The sequence below is a fragment of the Microbulbifer litoralis genome (genome assembly GCF_023634065.1).
GTDB lineage: Bacteria > Pseudomonadota > Gammaproteobacteria > Pseudomonadales > Cellvibrionaceae > Microbulbifer > Microbulbifer litoralis.
This window is the reverse complement of sequence record NZ_JALKCV010000006.1, coordinates 188,028-204,671: the sequence shown is the minus strand read 5'-3', so window position 1 is coordinate 204,671 and position 16,644 is coordinate 188,028. Positions and strand designations below refer to the sequence as shown.

The 16,644-nt window shown below is 65.0% G+C and carries 16 protein-coding genes; 13 read left to right on the top strand and 3 right to left on the bottom strand.

Features of this window, described 5'->3' with window-relative positions; genetic code table 11:
- Positions 1–17 precede the first annotated feature (17 nt).
- From MWN76_RS11525 to MWN76_RS11505, 5 genes are all read left to right on the top strand, one after another.
- A complete protein-coding gene (locus tag MWN76_RS11525; protein WP_250461563.1) occupies positions 18–398 on the top strand; it encodes a VOC family protein in 381 nt (126 codons plus the stop codon).
- Positions 395–1,087 carry an aspartate/glutamate racemase family protein gene (locus MWN76_RS11520; protein WP_250461562.1) on the top strand — a complete coding sequence of 231 codons (693 nt, stop codon included), beginning with the start codon at positions 395–397 and terminating at the stop codon, positions 1,085–1,087. Before MWN76_RS11525 ends, MWN76_RS11520 begins: the two co-directional genes overlap by 4 nt.
- Before the next feature lie 39 nt (positions 1,088–1,126).
- Positions 1,127–2,269, top strand: a complete 1,143-nt coding sequence (locus MWN76_RS11515) for a 3-oxoacyl-[acyl-carrier-protein] synthase III C-terminal domain-containing protein (protein ID WP_250461561.1) — start codon at positions 1,127–1,129, stop codon at positions 2,267–2,269.
- Between the two features lie 16 nt (positions 2,270–2,285).
- On the top strand, positions 2,286–2,966 hold the full coding sequence (locus MWN76_RS11510; RefSeq protein ID WP_250461560.1) for an iron-containing redox enzyme family protein: 681 nt from the start codon (positions 2,286–2,288) through the stop codon (positions 2,964–2,966).
- Positions 2,967–3,312: 346 nt separating this feature from the next.
- Positions 3,313–4,230, top strand: coding sequence for a DUF6999 family protein (locus tag MWN76_RS11505; RefSeq protein ID WP_250461559.1), 918 nt, complete (start codon positions 3,313–3,315; stop codon positions 4,228–4,230).
- Between the two features lie 151 nt (positions 4,231–4,381).
- On the opposite strand, the gene MWN76_RS11500 is transcribed toward MWN76_RS11505, so the two are convergent.
- Positions 4,382–5,122, bottom strand: a complete 741-nt coding sequence (locus MWN76_RS11500; protein ID WP_250461558.1) for an SDR family oxidoreductase — start codon at positions 5,120–5,122, stop codon at positions 4,382–4,384.
- A gap of 107 nt (positions 5,123–5,229) precedes the next feature.
- Here MWN76_RS11500 and MWN76_RS11495 point away from each other — a divergent pair, with 107 nt between their 5' ends.
- From MWN76_RS11495 to MWN76_RS11470, 6 genes are all read left to right on the top strand, one after another.
- On the top strand, positions 5,230–5,856 hold the full coding sequence (locus MWN76_RS11495; RefSeq protein ID WP_250461557.1) for a TetR/AcrR family transcriptional regulator: 627 nt from the start codon (positions 5,230–5,232) through the stop codon (positions 5,854–5,856).
- Between the two features lie 38 nt (positions 5,857–5,894).
- The gene (locus MWN76_RS11490) at positions 5,895–6,278 is read left to right on the top strand and encodes a DUF6632 domain-containing protein (protein ID WP_250461556.1); all 384 of its coding nucleotides are present in this window, start codon (positions 5,895–5,897) and stop codon (positions 6,276–6,278) included.
- 167 nt (positions 6,279–6,445) lie between these two features.
- Positions 6,446–8,659, top strand: a complete 2,214-nt coding sequence (gene katG, locus MWN76_RS11485; RefSeq protein ID WP_250461555.1) for a catalase/peroxidase HPI — start codon at positions 6,446–6,448, stop codon at positions 8,657–8,659.
- Positions 8,660–8,845: 186 nt separating this feature from the next.
- The gene (locus tag MWN76_RS11480) at positions 8,846–9,829 is read left to right on the top strand and encodes a serine/threonine protein kinase (RefSeq protein WP_250461610.1); all 984 of its coding nucleotides are present in this window, start codon (positions 8,846–8,848) and stop codon (positions 9,827–9,829) included.
- Positions 9,830–10,107: 278 nt separating this feature from the next.
- Positions 10,108–10,929 (top strand): serine O-acetyltransferase, encoded by an 822-nt coding sequence (gene cysE / locus MWN76_RS11475; RefSeq protein WP_250461554.1) that lies wholly within the window; start codon positions 10,108–10,110, stop codon positions 10,927–10,929.
- Positions 10,930–10,966: 37 nt separating this feature from the next.
- Complete coding sequence (locus MWN76_RS11470; RefSeq protein ID WP_250461553.1) at positions 10,967–11,767, top strand: GNAT family N-acetyltransferase; 801 nt, start codon at positions 10,967–10,969, stop codon at positions 11,765–11,767.
- 43 nt (positions 11,768–11,810) lie between these two features.
- Here MWN76_RS11470 and epmA read toward each other — a convergent pair whose 3' ends face one another.
- Together epmA and efp are read right to left on the bottom strand one after the other, a co-directional pair.
- Positions 11,811–12,764 (bottom strand): EF-P lysine aminoacylase EpmA, encoded by a 954-nt coding sequence (epmA, locus tag MWN76_RS11465; RefSeq protein ID WP_250461552.1) that lies wholly within the window; start codon positions 12,762–12,764, stop codon positions 11,811–11,813.
- Positions 12,765–12,968: 204 nt separating this feature from the next.
- Complete coding sequence (gene efp, locus MWN76_RS11460) at positions 12,969–13,541, bottom strand: elongation factor P (RefSeq protein WP_250461551.1); 573 nt, start codon at positions 13,539–13,541, stop codon at positions 12,969–12,971.
- 161 nt (positions 13,542–13,702) lie between these two features.
- Between efp and epmB the strand changes: the two genes are divergently transcribed.
- Together epmB and MWN76_RS11450 are read left to right on the top strand one after the other, a co-directional pair.
- A complete protein-coding gene (gene epmB / locus MWN76_RS11455; protein WP_250461609.1) occupies positions 13,703–14,725 on the top strand; it encodes an EF-P beta-lysylation protein EpmB in 1,023 nt (340 codons plus the stop codon).
- A 132-nt stretch (positions 14,726–14,857) separates the two neighbouring features.
- Complete coding sequence (locus tag MWN76_RS11450) at positions 14,858–16,555, top strand: hypothetical protein (RefSeq protein ID WP_250461550.1); 1,698 nt, start codon at positions 14,858–14,860, stop codon at positions 16,553–16,555.
- Positions 16,556–16,644 lie beyond the last annotated feature (89 nt).

Sequence of the window (16,644 nt, the reverse complement as noted above, 5' to 3'; positions counted from 1 at the left end):
GATCAAGGGAACAGGGAATGCTCGATCATATCGGAATTCATATTCACAGTTACGAGCGCAGCAAGGAGTTCTACCGCCTGGCGCTGGCGCCGCTGGACTACGAGCTGATCCTGGAATACGACGACTGGGCCGGCTTCGGCTGGGCCGACAAGCCGGATTTCTGGATCAAGGGCGGCAAGAGTACGGCGCCGAATCTGCACATCGCCTTCCGCGCCGACGATCGGGAGGCCGTGGACGAGTTCCACAGGGCCGCGCTGGAAGCGGGCGGCAGGGACAACGGTGCGCCCGCTGTGCGCCCCGAATACCACGAAAACTATTACGCGGCTTTCGTTCTGGATCCGGATGGGCATAACATAGAGGTTGTCTGTCATACACCGCAGGATCTGGAAAAACCTTGAAAACGATCGGCCTGATCGGCGGTATGAGCTGGGAATCCACCCAGATCTACTACCGCCTTATCAACGAAGCAGTGCGTGAAAAACTCGGCGGCCTGCACTCGGCGCGCCTGCTGCTGAACAGTATCGACTTCGCCGATATCGAGCCCCTTCAGCGCAGCGGCCAGTGGCAGCGGGCCGGCGAATTGCTGGTGGACGCGGCCGAAGCCCTGGTGGCTGGCGGCGCGGACTTTCTCGTGCTGTGTACCAACACCATGCACAAAGTGGCGCCGGCCATCGAAGCGGCGGTGCCGGTACCGCTGCTGCATATTGCCGATGCCACCGCGGCGGCCATCAAGCAGGCCGGTATCCGACGCGTCGGCCTGCTCGGCACCGCGTTTACCATGGAGCAGGATTTCTACCGCAAGCGGCTGCTGGAGCAGCACGGCATCGCGGTCGATATCCCGGGGGAGATCGACCGCGCGCTGGTGCACCGGGTGATCTTCGAGGAACTCTGCCGCGGCACCGTGACGGAGGTGTCCCGGCGGGAATTCGGCGGCATCGTCTCGCGGCTGCAGCGGGCCGGTGCCGAGGCGGTGGTGCTCGGTTGCACAGAGATCGGGCTGCTGCTGCGGCCGGAGAACGTGCCGATACCGCTGTTCGATACCGCGGAGATTCATGCTCGCGCGGCGGTGAATCTCGCGCTTAAGTGATAAGATGCCCGAATAGAATAACAACTGGGCAACGGATTCATGCAGGAAGTCTTTATCACCGGGAGCGGCAGTTTTCTGCCCGGTGCACCGGTGGCCAACCGCGAAATGGAATCCCGGATCGGCCTGCTCGGTGAACACAGCCGCAGACTCAAGGCGCTGGCCCTGCGCCAGAACGGCATCCGCGCACGTCACTACGCCATCGATGCCGACGGCAACTACCTCTTCAGCAATGCGCAGATGGCCGCCCGCGCGGTCGAGGCCGCCTGCGACAGCGCGCGCCGCGATCCGGCACAGCTGCAGTACCTGGCCTGCGGCACCACCCAGGCGGACCTGCTGGTTCCCGGTATCGCCAGCAGTGTCCACGGCGAGTTGGGCGGCACCCCGCTGGGCGGCACCCCGCTGGAAATCAGTTCCCACCAGAGCGTCTGCGGCAGCAGCATGATGGCGATCAAATCCGCCTGGCTGAATATCCGTGCCGGGCAGCACCGCATCGCCGCCGCCAGCGGCAGCGAGTTTTCCAGCCGCTGGTTCCAGCCGGGTTTCTACCGCGGGCTGGATTTTTCCGGCATGGACATCGCGCAGGCGATGCAGTACGAATTCCTGCGCTGGACCCTGTCCGACGGCGCCGGGGCACTGGTGCTGGAGGACCGGCCCGACCCGGATCGCCCCGGCCTCAGGATCGACTGGATCGAACAGAAATCCTTCGCCGACCGGTTCCCCAACTGCATGTACGCCGGTGCCGCCGGCAACAGTCCGGAGGAATCGCGACCCTGGTCCCACTACGATTCCCCCGGCGCGGCCTATGGGCAGGGCGCCATCATACTGCGGCAGGATTTCGATCTGCTGGAGCAGATGTTCCCGGTGTGGATGGGCTATTTCCTCGAAGTGCTGGACAAACACCAGCTGTCGCCGGCGGATATCCGCTATTTCCTGCCGCATTACTCGGCCCGCTCCCTGGGCGAGCGCATGAAGTCGCTGCTGACCCGCTCCGCCGCCATGATCCCGGAAGAGCGCTGGCACAATCACCAGTCGGACAGCGGCAATGTGGGCGCCGCGACAATCTTCCTGCTGATCGACCGGCTGCTGCGGCAGGAAAAGTTGCGGCGCGGCGATCGCATCCTGTGTTTCGTGCCGGAGAGCGGTCGCTGTCTGGCATCGTTTATGGGCATGACCGTGGTTTAAGGAAGGCATGATGGAAATGGAAACGGTACACAGCGAATCCGCGGCGGTAATGCGCGAACCCGGTAAAACCTGGGCGGATTTCGAAGGGCGCCTGGTCAGGGTGCCGATCATTGCCCGGGCCCTGCGCGGCGCCCTGCGCCTCGAGGACTACCGGTTGTTGCTGCACGACCACTACCAGCAGGTGCTCGACGGCTCCCGCTGGATTGCCCGCGCGGTGTCGTCCATCGATCGCGATCACCTGGAACTGCGCTCGCGGTTTCTCGAACACGCGCGCACCGAGCACCGCGATTACGAAATGCTGGAGCGGGATTACGCTGCCGCCGGCGGTGATATCGCGGTTCTGCACAACGGTGGCCAGAATATCGGTTCCCGCGCCTTGTCTGCCTGGATGTTCCAGTGTGCGGCGCGGCCGAATCCGCTGGAATTGCTCGGTGCCATGTTTATTATCGAGGGCCTGGGCAAACACTTTGCCTGTATCTTCGCCCGTGCACTGCAGCAGCACCTGGCGCTCGAACCCCGCCAGGTGTCTTTCTACCACTATCACGCCGAGCACGACGAAGACCACCTGGCGGAACTGCAGGCAGTGCTGGAATCGGGCGTGCTGCAGGTCGACGGCCTGGCGGAACGAATAGCGGAGACGGCGCGGGTGACCGGGCGGCTTTATTTGCTGCAGTTGGAAGAGTTGGGGAACTACTAACTCAAGTTTCAGAGCTGTAGCCCGGATGGAGGCGCGCAGCGCCGGAATCCGGGAATGTGGTGCCAGGCCGCCCCCTGTCCCGGATTCCGCTACGCTCCATCCGGGCTACGCCGGAATGATTGACCTCTTGATTGAATTGCTTCCAGGGAGCCTGAGAAGAACATCGGAATTTGATGCTAAGGCCCTGGAGCCGGTGGCTGTTTGCGGGACCGTATGAGACAGGGATGTCGATTACGAGCGTACAGGGACGTATTCACAGCGTGTCCCGCAAACAGCCACCGGCTTCAGGGTCGCCAATATATTCGCTTATCTCCACCGGAACTAACCTATAAAAACAGGGATGGCCATGAGCTGGAACAGTGATTTCGAAAACGAGCGCATCGACCGCCGCGACCCCAATCCCTGGCTGGCGCTCTACCTGGATCGCAGCCTGCCGATCCACGAGCCGGCGAAAAAGGCTCTGCTGGCCGGCAACAATACCTGGTCGCGGCGCCTGCTGCTGCCGGTGGTACGACCGCTGGCGCGGCTCAGCATCGTGTTGGTGCAGCTGCTGCGCATCGTTATTCCCGAGCGCTGGAATTCGTCGCGGTTGCTGCACAGAACCATCTACTGGGGACTCAAGTATTTTGTCCGCCGCGACGCCAACTACCTGATACTGCGCCACTTCCATATCGGCACCGAACTGCTGCAGTTTATCGCCGATAATATCGACGGTATCCGCATCGACAGCACAAGACCCCTGCGCCCGCAAAGACTGCGCGACCTGCTCGACGACACCTTCCTGATCCACGACCTGAATATCTACAATTTTATCGCCGAGCTGAACACACAGCTGCGCCGGGACAACCGCGATATCGTGGCGGTCGATGACCTGGATTTTTCCGCGATTACCGACGGCGAGTTCGATCTGGAACCGGGCGGTAATCACATCACCAACCTACTCGACCTGCAGACCGCCATCGAGATGTACACGCCGCTCTACGCGCTGTTCCTGTCCGATCACGATTTCTGGCGCGCCAGCAATTCCCTGCAGCTGGACGAGACCGTCTCCATCTATATCGGCAAACTTCTCAACGACGGCATGGCCCTGTCGCTGGTCAGCAACCGCCACCCGATGGTGCCGCACACGACACTGCAGGCGGGTTTTCGCCTGATGCTGCACGGGCTGGACGCGGAGCTGCTACACGGCTACCTGCGCCGGCTGAAGTCGGCGAGCCGCTATTCCGGCGAAGCGCAACAACAGGTGCCGGAGCCCGCCGCCTGAACCCGCGCAACCCCTTGCAATCCGAGCGCACACAGCAGCAGGTGAGCCAGGAAGCGGGGCCGGCGCAGCAGCCCGATGGCGATAAGTTCCACCGTTGCGATCACCGCGGTAGCGGCGGCGAGCGCGGCAATCGCCGCGCTGCGTGGCGCTGTCACGCATTGGCGCCGTTGTCGATGGTGAACTCGGCGCCGGTCACCGAGCGACCTTCGGGGCCCGCCAGCCAGGCCACCATGCCGGCGACGTCCGACGGATCGCTGTAGCGCGGTATGGCCATCAGGCCGCGCTGGGCATCGGACATCTCGCCATCGGCCGGATTCATGTCGGTGTCGGTGGAGCCGGGATGGATCACGTTGACATTGATGCGTCGCCCGCCCAGGTCCCGCGCCAGGCCGCGGGTAAAACCGGCCAGCGCCGCCTTGCTCATGGAATAGAGCCCAATGCCGGGCCAGGGCACCCTCGGCGCCAGGTTGCTGCCGATAGTGATGACTCGGCCGCCATCGGGCATCTGCCGGGTGGCGGCCTTGCTGGCCACGAATACCGCGCGCACGTTGATATCCATGGTGCGGTCGAAATCTTCCAGCGTCAGCTCGTCGATGGTACCCGTGTGAAAAATACCGGCGTTGTTGACCAGCACATCGATGGTGCCGTGGCGCACCGCCACTTCCTCCACGGCCGCTTCCAGCGCCTGCGGGTCGCGGTTGTCGGCCCGCAGTGCCAGCGCCTCTCCGCCACTGGCGACAATCTCACTGACCAGCGCCTCGGCGCTGTCACGCGACCGGCCGTAGGTGATCGCCACCCTGGCGCCGTCGCCGGCCAGCCTGCGGGCAATGGCCGCGCCGATACCGCGACCGCCACCGGTGATCAGTGCGGTTTTCCCTGCTAATGATTGCATTGCTCCACCTCATATTCTGTAGTGATCGTTATATTAATATGGGCGACTTGTCATTGCGGGTCAAGTGGGTTATTAAACGATCACTACAGAATTGTTGGAGAATCGATATGGCCGAACGCGGGCGCCCGCGCAACTTCGACCGCCAGCAGGCGTTGCGCCGCGCAATGGAACTCTTCTGGCGGAAAGGTTTTGACAACACCTCGATGGCCGACTTGACCGAAGCCATGGCGCTCAGGCCGCCGAGCATCTACGCCGCGTTTGGCGGCAAAGAGGCGCTGTTCAACGAGGCGCTGGATCTCTACGTGTCCAGCCAGGGGCGGGATATCTGGGACGGGATAGACACGGCGCCGAGCGCCCGCGCGGCGATGGAGCACCTGCTAAAATCCACTGCCAGGAGTTATAGCGCGGGCCCCGGCTCCCGCGGCTGTATGGTCGTACTGGCGGCGCCGCAGATGGAGGGCGCCAACGCCGCAGTAAGCGAGCGCCTGAAAGCCGAGCGCGCCGGCAATGTGGCGGCCCTGGAGCGGCGCCTGAAACGCGCCGTATCCGAGGGCGAAATAGCGCCGCAGATCAGCTGCAGGGCCATCGCCAATTATTTCGCCACTGTCCAGCACGGCATGTCGATACAGGCCCGCGACGGCGCCTCGCGGCGCGCATTACTGGCGGTGGCCGACTGCGCCATGGCCGGCTGGGGCTCCCTGGTGGAGAGCAGTCCGGCCGCTGGCAGAGAGTGACGCACGGTTTCGCCGACACAACGGCGGAGGAAATCGATATGGATGTGACGAGTGCAAACCGGTTGCTGAAAATCGCACTGGTGGTCATCGGCCTGATCTTTATCTTCGGCATCTATCCGATGATGATGTGGATATGGCCTTCGGGCTGGGGCTGGACGCCGCGGCAGCCGGAATACGAACAGATGATCATGGGTATCTACGCGACGCTGGGCGTCTTCCTGCTGCGCGCGGCCCGCGATCCGGCCGCCAATGCCAGCCTGATCTGGTTTACCGTCTGGTCCAGCATCGTCCACGGCGGCATCATGCTGGTACAGGCGCTGGTCGACGAAACCGAGCGCGCCAACCTGCTCGGCGATGTGCCGGCGCTGTTCCTGGTTGCCATCGTACTGTGGTTTCTGATGCCAAAACGCCCGGGGAGCTGATTGCGCCGCAGGCAGATTGGCCGCAGGTTGGTATAATCGTTCGCTTTTTAAACAAAAAAGGAATTGCCCCCTACTATCAGGCCAATAACTACGTCTAATTTCCCCATCATTGCGCTTCCCTATAGCCTGGAACTGCTCAATAGCGAAACCATAAGGGACGCAATCCAATGCTCAAGAAAACACTACCGATAGCGGCGGCACTGGCTGTAGCCATCTCCGCCAATGTCGATGCCGCGGACACCCCCATGTCCAATCGGGACTGGTGGCCCGACAGGCTCGACCTGCAACCCCTGCGCCAGCACTCCGAGAAGTCCAATCCGCTGGATGAAAACTTCGACTACGAGGCAGCCTTCAATAGCCTCGACCTCGATGCGGTCAAGAAAGACATCGAGGAAGTGCTGACCACCTCCCAGGACTGGTGGCCCGCCGACTACGGTCACTACGGTCCTTTCTTTATCCGCATGGCCTGGCACAGTGCCGGTACCTACCGCGTCTACGACGGTCGCGGCGGCGCCGGCGGTGCCCAGCAGCGCTTCGAGCCGCTCAACAGCTGGCCCGACAACGTCAGCCTGGACAAGGCGCGACGCCTGCTGTGGCCGGTCAAGCAGAAGTACGGCAACAAGATCTCCTGGGGCGACCTGATGGTCCTGGCCGGTAACGTGGCGCTGGAGTCCATGGGCTTCAAGACCTTCGGCTACGCCGCCGGCCGCGTCGACGAGTGGGAAGCCGACACTGTCTACTGGGGCTCCGAGCGCGAGTGGCTGGGCAACGACAAACGCTACTCCGGCGACGACAAACTGGAGAAACCGCTGGCCGCCTCCCAACTGGGCCTGATCTACGTCAACCCGGAAGGCCCGCAGGGCAACCCGGACCCGAAACTGGCCGCCGACCGCATCCGCCAGACCTTCGGCCGCATGGCCATGAACGACGAGGAAACCGTGGCGCTGATCGCCGGCGGTCACACCTTCGGCAAGGCCCACGGTGCGCACAAGGCCAGCGACTGCATGGGCGATGCTCCCGCCGGTGCCGGCCTGGAACAGCAGGGCCTGGGCTGGAAGAACAAGTGCGGCAAGGGCCACTCCGAGGACACCATCACCAGTGGCCTGGAGGGCGCCTGGACGGCCACCCCGACCCGCTGGAGCAGCCAGTACCTGACCAACCTGTTCGCCTTCGAGTGGGTGAAAACCAAGAGCCCGGCGGGCCACATCCAGTGGGTGCCGAAGAATGCCGACAAGCTCAAGTTCGTGCCCGACGCACACGTGAAAGGCAAGACCCACGCGCCGATCATGTTCACCACCGACCTGGCGCTGAAGTTCGATCCGTCCTATCGCAAGATCGCCAAGCGCTTTGCCGAGGATCCGAAAGCATTCCAGCTGGCCTTTTCCAAGGCCTGGTTCAAGCTGACCCACCGCGACCTGGGCCCGCGCGCGCGCTACCTGGGTGACGAGGTGCCGGCAGAGAAGCTGATCTGGCAGGACCCGATCCCGGCAGTGGACTACACCCTGATCGACGACGGCGATATCGCGGAACTGAAGGAAGAGATCCTGGATGCCGGCCTCAGCGTACCGGAACTGGTGCGCACCGCCTGGGCCTCCGCGTCCACCTTCCGCGGCACCGACATGCGCGGCGGCGCCAACGGCGCGCGCATCCGCCTGGCACCGCAGAAAGACTGGGCCGTGAACGACCCGCGCGAGCTGGACAAGGTGCTCGATGAGCTGGAGGAAATCCGCGAAGACTTCAACGATGACCAGTCCGGCAACAAGAAGGTCTCGCTGGCCGACCTGATCGTGCTCGGCGGTGCCGCCGCGATCGAGAAGGCCGCCGCCGATGCGGGCCACGATATCGAGGTGCCCTTCACCCCTGGCCGCAACGACGCCACCCGGGAGCAGACCGACGTACAGGCCATCTCCTTCCTGGAGCGCAAGGCGGACGGCTTCCGCAACTACTACAGCGAGGAGGCCCACCTGATGCCGGTCGACATGCTGATCGACCGCGCGGACCTGATGACCCTGAGCGTACCGGAGATGACCGTGCTGGTCGGCGGCATGCGCGCCCTGGGCGCCACCAGTGGCGACTCCGGCAACGGCGTCTTCACCGACCGCCCGGGCACCCTGAGCAACGACTTCTTCGTCAACCTGCTGGACATGTCCACCAAGTGGTCCAAGTCCTCCGAGGAGAATGGTCTCTACGTGGGCTACGACCGCGAGACCGGTAAGAAGAAGTGGACCGCCACGCCGGTCGACCTGGTGTTCGGTTCCAACTCCGAGCTGCGCGCAGTGGCCGAGGTCTACGCCCTCAACGACAGCGAAGACAAGTTCGTCGCGGACTTCGTCGACGCCTGGAGCAAGGTCATGACCCTGGACCGCTTCGACCTGAAGTAATCCCATCTCTCACAGGATGTGATCCCGGCCGCAACCGGATTGCGGCCACCGAAAACGGCGGTGTCGGATGACGCCGCCGTTTTCCGTCGTACGCCGATCCCCGACTATCTCGCCACCTTCTCCGATTGTCCCAATCACCGCCAGCGCGTTAGCATATTCGCCCGTACAACGCAGTTGGTATCCGCCATGTCCCAGAGCCACCCCTACGAAGCCCTCACACCGGATGTGGTCATTGATTGTGTCGAGAGCATGGGGCTGATGTCCGACCTGCGCATCTTCCCCCTCAACAGCTACGAAAACCGCGTCTACCAGGTGGGGATCGAGGGCAGCGAGCCGCTGATTGCGAAGTTCTACCGGCCCGGGCGCTGGAGCGACGAGCAGATCCGGGAGGAGCACCAGTTCACGCTGGAGCTGGCGGCGGCGGAGATCCCGGTGGTGGCGCCGCTGGAATTCGACGGCCGCACCTTGATGGAATCCCACGGCTTCCGCTTCGCGCTCTTCCCGCGCCGCGGCGGCCGCCAGGTGGAACTGGACAATTTCGAGCACCTGGAACAGGTGGGCACCATGCTCGGCCGTATTCACGCCGTGGGCAGCACGCGCCCGTTCGAATACCGGCCGGCGCTGACACTGCAGCATTTCGCCATCGACAGCCGCGAATTCATTCTTGCCGGCGACTTCCTGCCGCGGGAAAACCGCGACGCCTACGACACCATTACCCGCGATATCATCGAGCGTATCGAACCGTTTTTCGAACAGGAGTGGCAGACATTGCGCCTGCACGGCGACTGCCACGCCGGCAACTTCCTGTGGCGCGACGAGACGCCCTGGTTCGTGGATCTGGACGACTGCCTGAGCGGGCCGGCGATCCAGGATATCTGGATGCTGATCTCCGGCTCGCGCGCCGACCAGACCGCCTACCTGGATGCGGTGATCGAGGGCTACGAGACCTTCTCCCGTTTCAATCCACAGGAACTGCAACTGGTTGAGCCGCTGCGCTGCCTGCGGCAGATGCACCACGCCGCCTGGTTGGCGCGGCGCTGGCAGGATCCGGCGTTCCCGATGGCGTTCCCGTGGTTTAATACCCCGCGCTACTGGGCCGAGCATATACTGGCGCTGCGCGAGCAGCAGTCGGTGCTGCAGGAGCCGCCGTTGACGCTGGGGGCGGTGTGATGTGCTTCTGTTCAGGTCGTAGGGTGGGCCAACGAGCGCAGCGAGGTGCCCATCATCCGGGTGATGGGCACGCTGCGCTTTGCCTGTTCCGCGGTTGGTGAATTCTGAATGTTGATGAGCGAAACCACCAAACTGTCCGGCCGCACCGAGGCGAGGCCCTGACACCGGTTGCCCTCCGGCAAATGTTTACCGATGAGGTTTTTTGCCGGAGGGCAACCGGCGGCAGGGCCAATCCAACGCCCCGGAAACCGCGGCCCCAAAAAAAGGAGCTGGGAAAAATGGAAGCCATCCAGACAGAGCTGACAGCGGACGAACTCTGGCAGCAGATCCGCAGCGGCGTGGCCCAGCAGGTGGAGCGGGAGCCGATCCTGGCCAGCTACCTGCACGCGACCATTCTCAACCACGCCACGCTGGAATCCGCCCTGAGCTTCCATCTGGCCAACAAGCTCGACAGCCCGGTGGCGCCGGCGCTGCTGATTCGCGAGGTGATCGACGAGGCGCTGGCGGGAGACCCGGCCATCGGTCGCGCCGCGCGCGCCGACCTGGCCGCGGTGCAGCAGCGCGACTCGGCCTGCCAGGCCCTGTACGAACCCTTCCTCTACTTCAAGGGCTTCCACGCGCTGCAGGCCTATCGCGTGGCCCACTGGCTGTGGCGGCAGAATCGCCGTTCCCTGGCGCTGTTCCTGCAGCACCGTATCTCGGTGGTGTTCAGTGTGGATATCCACCCGGCGGCGATCCTGGGCGAGGGCATATTGCTCGACCACGCCACCGGCATCGTCGTCGGCGAGACCGCGGTGGTCGAGGACAACGTCTCGCTCATGCAGTCGGTCACCCTCGGCGGCACCGGCAAGGAGAGCGGCGACCGCCACCCGAAGGTGCGCCGCGGTGTATTGATCGGCGCCGGCAGCAAGGTGCTGGGCAATATCGAAATCGGCCAGTGCGCGCAGGTGGCATCCGGCAGTGTGGTGTTGAAAGATGTGCCGGCACAGAAGCTGGTGGCCGGTGTGCCCGCGCGGGTGATCTGTGAGGCGAGTTGCGCCGAACCGGCGCTGTCGATGGACCAGTGCGCGCTGACCCAGGTGGACCGGCAGCTTCCCTGAGCCGCGCGCCACACGATTCGGGGGCTATCCTTAGGGCATGAAATACAGTCTCAGTGCCAAGAACCTCGTCTGCCGCAACCTGGAGTCCCGCGCCAGTTACTGCGCCGACCTGCTGCACGCGGACAGCACCCGGGAGATTACCGGCGTGCTGCGCAGCGACAGCGGCCTGCTGTCGTACACCTTCAACCAGGCGGTGACCAACGCGGTGATGCCGGCGCGGATACTGCAGCGTTTTGTGGTCGACTACTTTGCCGAACGCCACAGTCCCTTCACATTGTGGCACTGCGCCAACAAGCCTTTCGACGACAGCGAGATGCTGGAACTGGGACTGAAGCGCGGCCCGTCGCTGGTGGCGATGGCAGTGGAAGTGCAGCGGCTGGCGGCGGATGAATCGCCGCCGCCGGAACTGGACGGCAGGCTGCAGATCTCGCCGGCCGAAACCGCCGACCTGGACGCGTACGGCGAGCTGCAGGCGGCGCTCTACAACGGCGAGCGCGAGGGGCCGCAGATCCGCAAATTCTACCGGCAGTTGCAGGAGGTGCCGGAGCAGAAGCGCAGCCGTCTGAAGTTCTACCTGGCGCGGCTGGAGGGCGAGGTGGTTGCCGCCGGCTGCCTGTTCGCCTCCGCCGATGCGCTGGGCTTCTACGACACGGTCACCCGCGAGGACTGCCGCGGCCGGGGAATCGGCCGGGCGATGTTCCACCACCTGGTGGCGCAGGCGCTGAAAAGCCATCACAAGCACGCGGTGGCGCTGACGCCGGAGGACCGACAGGCGTTGATGCTGGAGGCGGGGTTCTTTGCCGTGGGGGAAGTGGCCAGTTACCGGTTCGAGCCCTGATTTTCAATCCTGGAAGGCGGCAAAGCGCAACCGGGCCCGGGCTTCAGGCGCGCTCGATCGGAAATGCGATGACTTCATCGATCCGCCGGTATCCGCCGGCCAGCATCAGCAGCCGGTCCACACCCAGCGCCACGCCGGCGCACTCCGGCATGCCCGCCGCCAGCGCGCCGATCAACCGTTCCTCGAATGGCCGCTCGGCCAGGCCGCGATCGCGCCGGTAGTGCCGGTCGGCCCCGAAGCGGCGCCGCTGCTCATCGGCATCGGTCAGTTCCCAGTAGCCGTTGGCCAGTTCCATACCGCCGACGTAGGCCTCGAAGCGCCGCGCCACCGGCGTGCCGGTATCGTCATCCAGCACTTTTGCCAGCGCCGCCTGGGAGGCGGGGAAGTCGTAGAGCAGGGTGATGCCGCCGCCCATGGCCGGCTCCAGCCGGTGGCTCATCAGCAGGTCCAGGCACTCGTCGCGATCCGCCGGCTCGAACGACAGCTCCAGTTCGCGCCGTACACAGGCCAGTAGCTCTTCTTCAGCAGCCGAATGCGGGTCCAGTTGCAGCTCGCGCTGGAACAGTGCGCGATAGCTGAGTGTGCGCACATCGTCGATACCCAGTACCCGGCCCAGCAGTTCGCCCACCTCGCGCATCAGCCGGCGGTCATCCCAGCCGCAGCGGTACCACTCGAGCATGGTGAATTCCGGGTTGTGGCGGCCGCCGCACTCGCCCTCGCGGAATGCCTTGCCGAGGCTGTAGCAGTCGCCGAAGCCGGCGGCCAGCAGCCGCTTGAGACCGAATTCCGGGCTGGTGGCCAGCCAGGCGTCGGCGCCGTTGCAGCGGGCGGCGATGGATTCGATATGCGGGTCGCTGGTGGCGCGGCGGGAGAGCAGCGGCACTTCGGCTTCCAGCACGTTGCGCGCGGCGAAGAAGTGGCGGATATCCGCCAACAGCGCAGCGCGTCGGCGCAGGGCTTCGAGGGAGGCGGTGGGTTGCCAGTTGATTTCCGACATGGGGCTTGGTTTTTTGGTGGAGTGGCTGAGGGCGGGCGCCGGTAAGAGAATGTCGGGACGGCCCGGCAGCAGGGCCTTCGGGTTTGGCCTCGGAACTCTTTTTCGGCATTGATCGACCGGTGCGCACGGCGCACCCTACTGAGAGTCCCGAGTCCCGAGTCCCGAGTCCCGAGTCCCGAGTCCCGAGTCCCGAGTCCCGACCCTTCAGCCCTCTTTGGCCCGCCCCAGGTACTCACCGGTACGGGTATCCACCTTGATGGTCTCGCCGATCTCCAGGAACAGCGGCACCTTCACCACCGCGCCGGTGGACAGGGTGGCGGGCTTGGAGCCGCCCTGGGCGGTGTCGCCTTTCAGGCCCGGGTCGGTGTCGGTGATTTCCAGGATCACGTGGTTGGGCGGGGTCACCGCCAGCGGTGCGCCGTTGTACAGGGTAACCACGTAGGTGTCCTGCTCCTTCAGCCACTTGGCGTTATCGCCCACGGCGGCGTTGCTGGCCGGGTACTGTTCGAAGGAGTTGGGATCCATGAAATAGTAGAATTCGTCGTCGTGGTAGAGGAACTCCATCTCCAGATCCATGACGTCGGCGGACTCGAGGCTCTCGCCGGAGCGGAAGGTGCGTTCCCAGACCCGGCCGGTCTTCAGGTTGCGCAGCTTGACGCGGCTGAATGCCTGGCCCTTGCCGGGTTTGACGAATTCGTTTTCCACGATGGAGCAGGGGTCGCCGTCGAGCATCACCTTCAGGCCGCCCTTGAATTCGTTGGTGGAGTAACTAGCCATGAAATCCTCTTAAAACTTCGGCGGCAGCCGGGACTGTCGATCCGCCCTTTCAATTTCTGCGCAACTGCTTAAACTTTGCGCGTTCTAATTTCCGCGGGCACAGGCCCTGCGCAAGATCCAGATAGCCGCCCATGATACAGCACGCCCATACCGCCCGTGAAATGGCCGCCAGTGAAATTGTCGCGCGCGACAGCGCCCCCGACCGCGACAGCCGCCGCTGGCAGGATGAAATGGCGGACCTGGTCACCGATCCGACCGAGCTGCTGGCGCTGCTGGGGCTCGATCGCGCGCAACTGCCGGCGGCGCTCGGCGCCAGTGATGCGTTCGCGTTGAGGATACCGCGGCCCTTCCTGAGCCGTATCCGGCCCGGCGACCCGCGCGATCCGCTGCTGTTGCAGGTACTGCCCGGCGCGCCGGAGCTGGAGGTGAGCCCGGGCTACAGCGCCGATCCGCTGGCCGAGGGCGAGGCCAATCCGGTGCCGGGTGTGGTGCACAAGTACCGCGGCCGGCTGTTGCTGATCGCCGCCGGCCAGTGTGCGGTCAACTGCCGCTACTGCTTCCGCCGCCAGTTCCCCTACGGCGACAATCACCTGAACCGGGCCCAGCTGCGCGCGGCGCTGGACTATATCCGCGCGCAGGCGGACCTGCGCGAGGTGATCCTGAGCGGTGGCGACCCGCTGGTACTGAACGACCGCCAGCTGGCGCGGCTGGTGGATGAGCTGGCGGCGATTCCACAGTTGGACAAGCTGCGTATACACAGCCGCCTGCCGATCGTCGCTCCCAGTCGCATCACCGACACACTGCTCGGCTGGCTGACTGGCTCGCGCCTGAAGCCGGTACTGGTGCTGCACTGCAACCACGCCAACGAGATCGACAGCGCCGTGCGCGCGGCACTGCAGAAACTGCGCGCCGCCGGCGTCACGCTGCTGAACCAGGCGGTGCTGCTGAAAGGTGTCAACGACAGTGCCGTCGCGCTGGAAGACCTGAGTGAGGCACTGTTCGACGCCGGCGTGCTGCCCTACTACCTGCACCAGCTGGACCGGGTGCAGGGCGCGGCCCATTTCGAGGTGGACGACGCGTGGGCACTGGCGCTGGTGGAGCAGATCCGGCAGCGGCTGCCGGGTTACCTGGTGCCGAAACTGGTACGCGAGATTCCCGGCGAGCGCTCCAAGTCGCCGCTCTGAGGCGATTGTGCCAGGCGGATACGCAGCTTAGGCGCAATCCGTAAAATTGGCGCCGTATACTTTTCGCTCAGCTTGTCCAGAAAATTGCAGCTTTCTTATACTGCGGGAAAACCAAAGGATGGTTCGAATCCCATGCAGGAAGCTGTCTCTCCGGAGGCCGGCAGTCCGTCGGCCGACGCCCTCCCCGCGGAAAAACTGATCGCCGGCCTGCAATTGCCGGAGCGCACCCTGCCGGCGCTGAGTTGTGGCTGCGCCGGTGGACGCCAGCTGCTCAGTTGGCTGGTGGCCTACGATCTGCAGCCCTACCAGCCGGCCGACCAGCAGCGCCTGGCGGTCATGCTGTTTACCCTGATCGACGAGGTGGCCCGCTGGCAGGTGCCGGCTCCGCGCCGCCTGGCAATGCTCGAGCTGCTGCGGGAGTACACCCTGGCCTGCGTCGATTCAATGGCGATCCAGCGCGCGGCCCTCGCCCGGTCGCAGACGGCCGAATTGCGCAGGGCGGTGCTGGCGGCGGTGCGGCTGCAGTTGAAGCTGGGGCGGGCTTTCGCCGCTGTCGCGGTGCAGTTCGCCGGCGCGCGGGGCATCGGCTTTCTCGCTAGGGCGAAGTGCGCGCGCAGCCTGCAGCGGGCGATCGACGCCTATCGCCGCACGGTGCGGTTGCATATCCTGTTTGGCCTGGCGGCGCCGGCGCGCAGCTGGCGCGAAATGCAGTTGCTGGTGCAGTTGGCTCGGCGGTGGAAGCTGGCCGGCAAAACCGTCCGTGACGCCCGCCATCCCCGCAAGCGCGACTGTGCCGCCGATGCCTACCTGCAGGCGGCGCTGTTTGCCAGCGCCAACCCGCTACAGCTCGACGCCGACGACCAGGAGGCGCTCTGGCAGCGGAGCGGCGACTGGTGCCGGTCCGCCGCCATCGTCGATCACTACAGCGACAGGTCCAATGCGCTGCTGGTCTCGCTGGCGCTGGACCAGCCGCCGGTGCCGGCCAGTCGCCTCGGTAACTGCAAAGTGGACCTGCGGCACTTTAGCGGCGGGCGCGGCTGGAAGGTGGATCTCGGCGGTGTCCTGGGACTGCTGGAGCGGCAGCTGCACCGGCGCCGCGATCCGCTGCTGGAGCGCACCCGCCAGGTCTGGGCCGAACAGGCCGGCCGCGGTGAGCGGCGATCGCCGCTGCAGCGGGACTGCGAGATCGCCATCGGCATCAGCGCCATCTGCCATCACATGGGTAGCGGCCGGCGGCAGGGCCGGCGCAGTTTCCCGAACGGATCGGGGCGGGGCGGACAGCGCCTGTGCCTGGATGTGGATACCGTGGACTTCCGTTCCGGTGAGACGGTCGGCGAGTACGATGTGGTGCTGCCCGCGGCTGCCGACCCGGACTGGCGGGCCGGTGACGACGGGTGCTACCGGCTGGAAAGGGCCAATATGCTCAACAGCAGCGGCGGCGGTATCGGCCTGAGCCTGTCGCTGGCCATGCGCGAGCGGTTGCGCGTCGGCGACCTGGTGGGGCTGCGCCTCGACAGCGCCTGGCAATTGGCGGTGGTCCGCTGGCAACACGCGCTGCCGGACCACTGTCGCGCCGGGGTGGAGCTTCAGGCCGCCGGATCGCTGCCGGTGGAGGTGCAGCGCCACACGGCCGCCGGCCACCTGTCCGCCCCCATCGCCGGGCTGCTGGTGGAGACATCGGCGGGGGAAAAGGCGTCGTTGCTGCTGCCGGTTCCCCTGTTCAAGTGCTACGACACGGTCGAGCTGCTGGGGCGCGGCGATTCCCATCCGGTCACGCTCGAGCGGCAGACTCTCGCCACCGGTAGCTTCGCCCGCTTTGAATTTGTGTGAAGCCCGTCGCCGGCGGGCCCGTGTAAGCGCTTGTAAGCCACCGTTGCCGCGCCCTAAACTTATGGCCCCGCGCCGCCGGCCGCCCGGCG

Excerpts from the sequence above, each read along its gene's own strand:
- MWN76_RS11525 (WP_250461563.1), top strand. The coding sequence starts at position 18 with ATGCTCGATCATATCGGAATTCATATTCACAGTTACGAGCGCAGCAAG.
- MWN76_RS11515 (WP_250461561.1), top strand. The coding sequence starts at position 1,127 with ATGCAGGAAGTCTTTATCACCGGGAGCGGCAGTTTTCTGCCCGGTGCA.
- MWN76_RS11510 (WP_250461560.1), top strand. The coding sequence starts at position 2,286 with ATGGAAACGGTACACAGCGAATCCGCGGCGGTAATGCGCGAACCCGGT.
- MWN76_RS11505 (WP_250461559.1), top strand. The coding sequence starts at position 3,313 with ATGAGCTGGAACAGTGATTTCGAAAACGAGCGCATCGACCGCCGCGAC.
- MWN76_RS11500 (WP_250461558.1), bottom strand. The coding sequence starts at position 5,122 with ATGCAATCATTAGCAGGGAAAACCGCACTGATCACCGGTGGCGGTCGC.
- MWN76_RS11495 (WP_250461557.1), top strand. The coding sequence starts at position 5,230 with ATGGCCGAACGCGGGCGCCCGCGCAACTTCGACCGCCAGCAGGCGTTG.
- MWN76_RS11490 (WP_250461556.1), top strand. The coding sequence starts at position 5,895 with ATGGATGTGACGAGTGCAAACCGGTTGCTGAAAATCGCACTGGTGGTC.
- katG (WP_250461555.1), top strand. The coding sequence starts at position 6,446 with ATGCTCAAGAAAACACTACCGATAGCGGCGGCACTGGCTGTAGCCATC.
- MWN76_RS11480 (WP_250461610.1), top strand. The coding sequence starts at position 8,846 with ATGTCCCAGAGCCACCCCTACGAAGCCCTCACACCGGATGTGGTCATT.
- cysE (WP_250461554.1), top strand. The coding sequence starts at position 10,108 with ATGGAAGCCATCCAGACAGAGCTGACAGCGGACGAACTCTGGCAGCAG.
- MWN76_RS11470 (WP_250461553.1), top strand. The coding sequence starts at position 10,967 with ATGAAATACAGTCTCAGTGCCAAGAACCTCGTCTGCCGCAACCTGGAG.
- epmA (WP_250461552.1), bottom strand. The coding sequence starts at position 12,764 with ATGTCGGAAATCAACTGGCAACCCACCGCCTCCCTCGAAGCCCTGCGC.
- efp (WP_250461551.1), bottom strand. The coding sequence starts at position 13,541 with ATGGCTAGTTACTCCACCAACGAATTCAAGGGCGGCCTGAAGGTGATG.
- epmB (WP_250461609.1), top strand. The coding sequence starts at position 13,703 with ATGGCCGCCAGTGAAATTGTCGCGCGCGACAGCGCCCCCGACCGCGAC.
- MWN76_RS11450 (WP_250461550.1), top strand. The coding sequence starts at position 14,858 with ATGCAGGAAGCTGTCTCTCCGGAGGCCGGCAGTCCGTCGGCCGACGCC.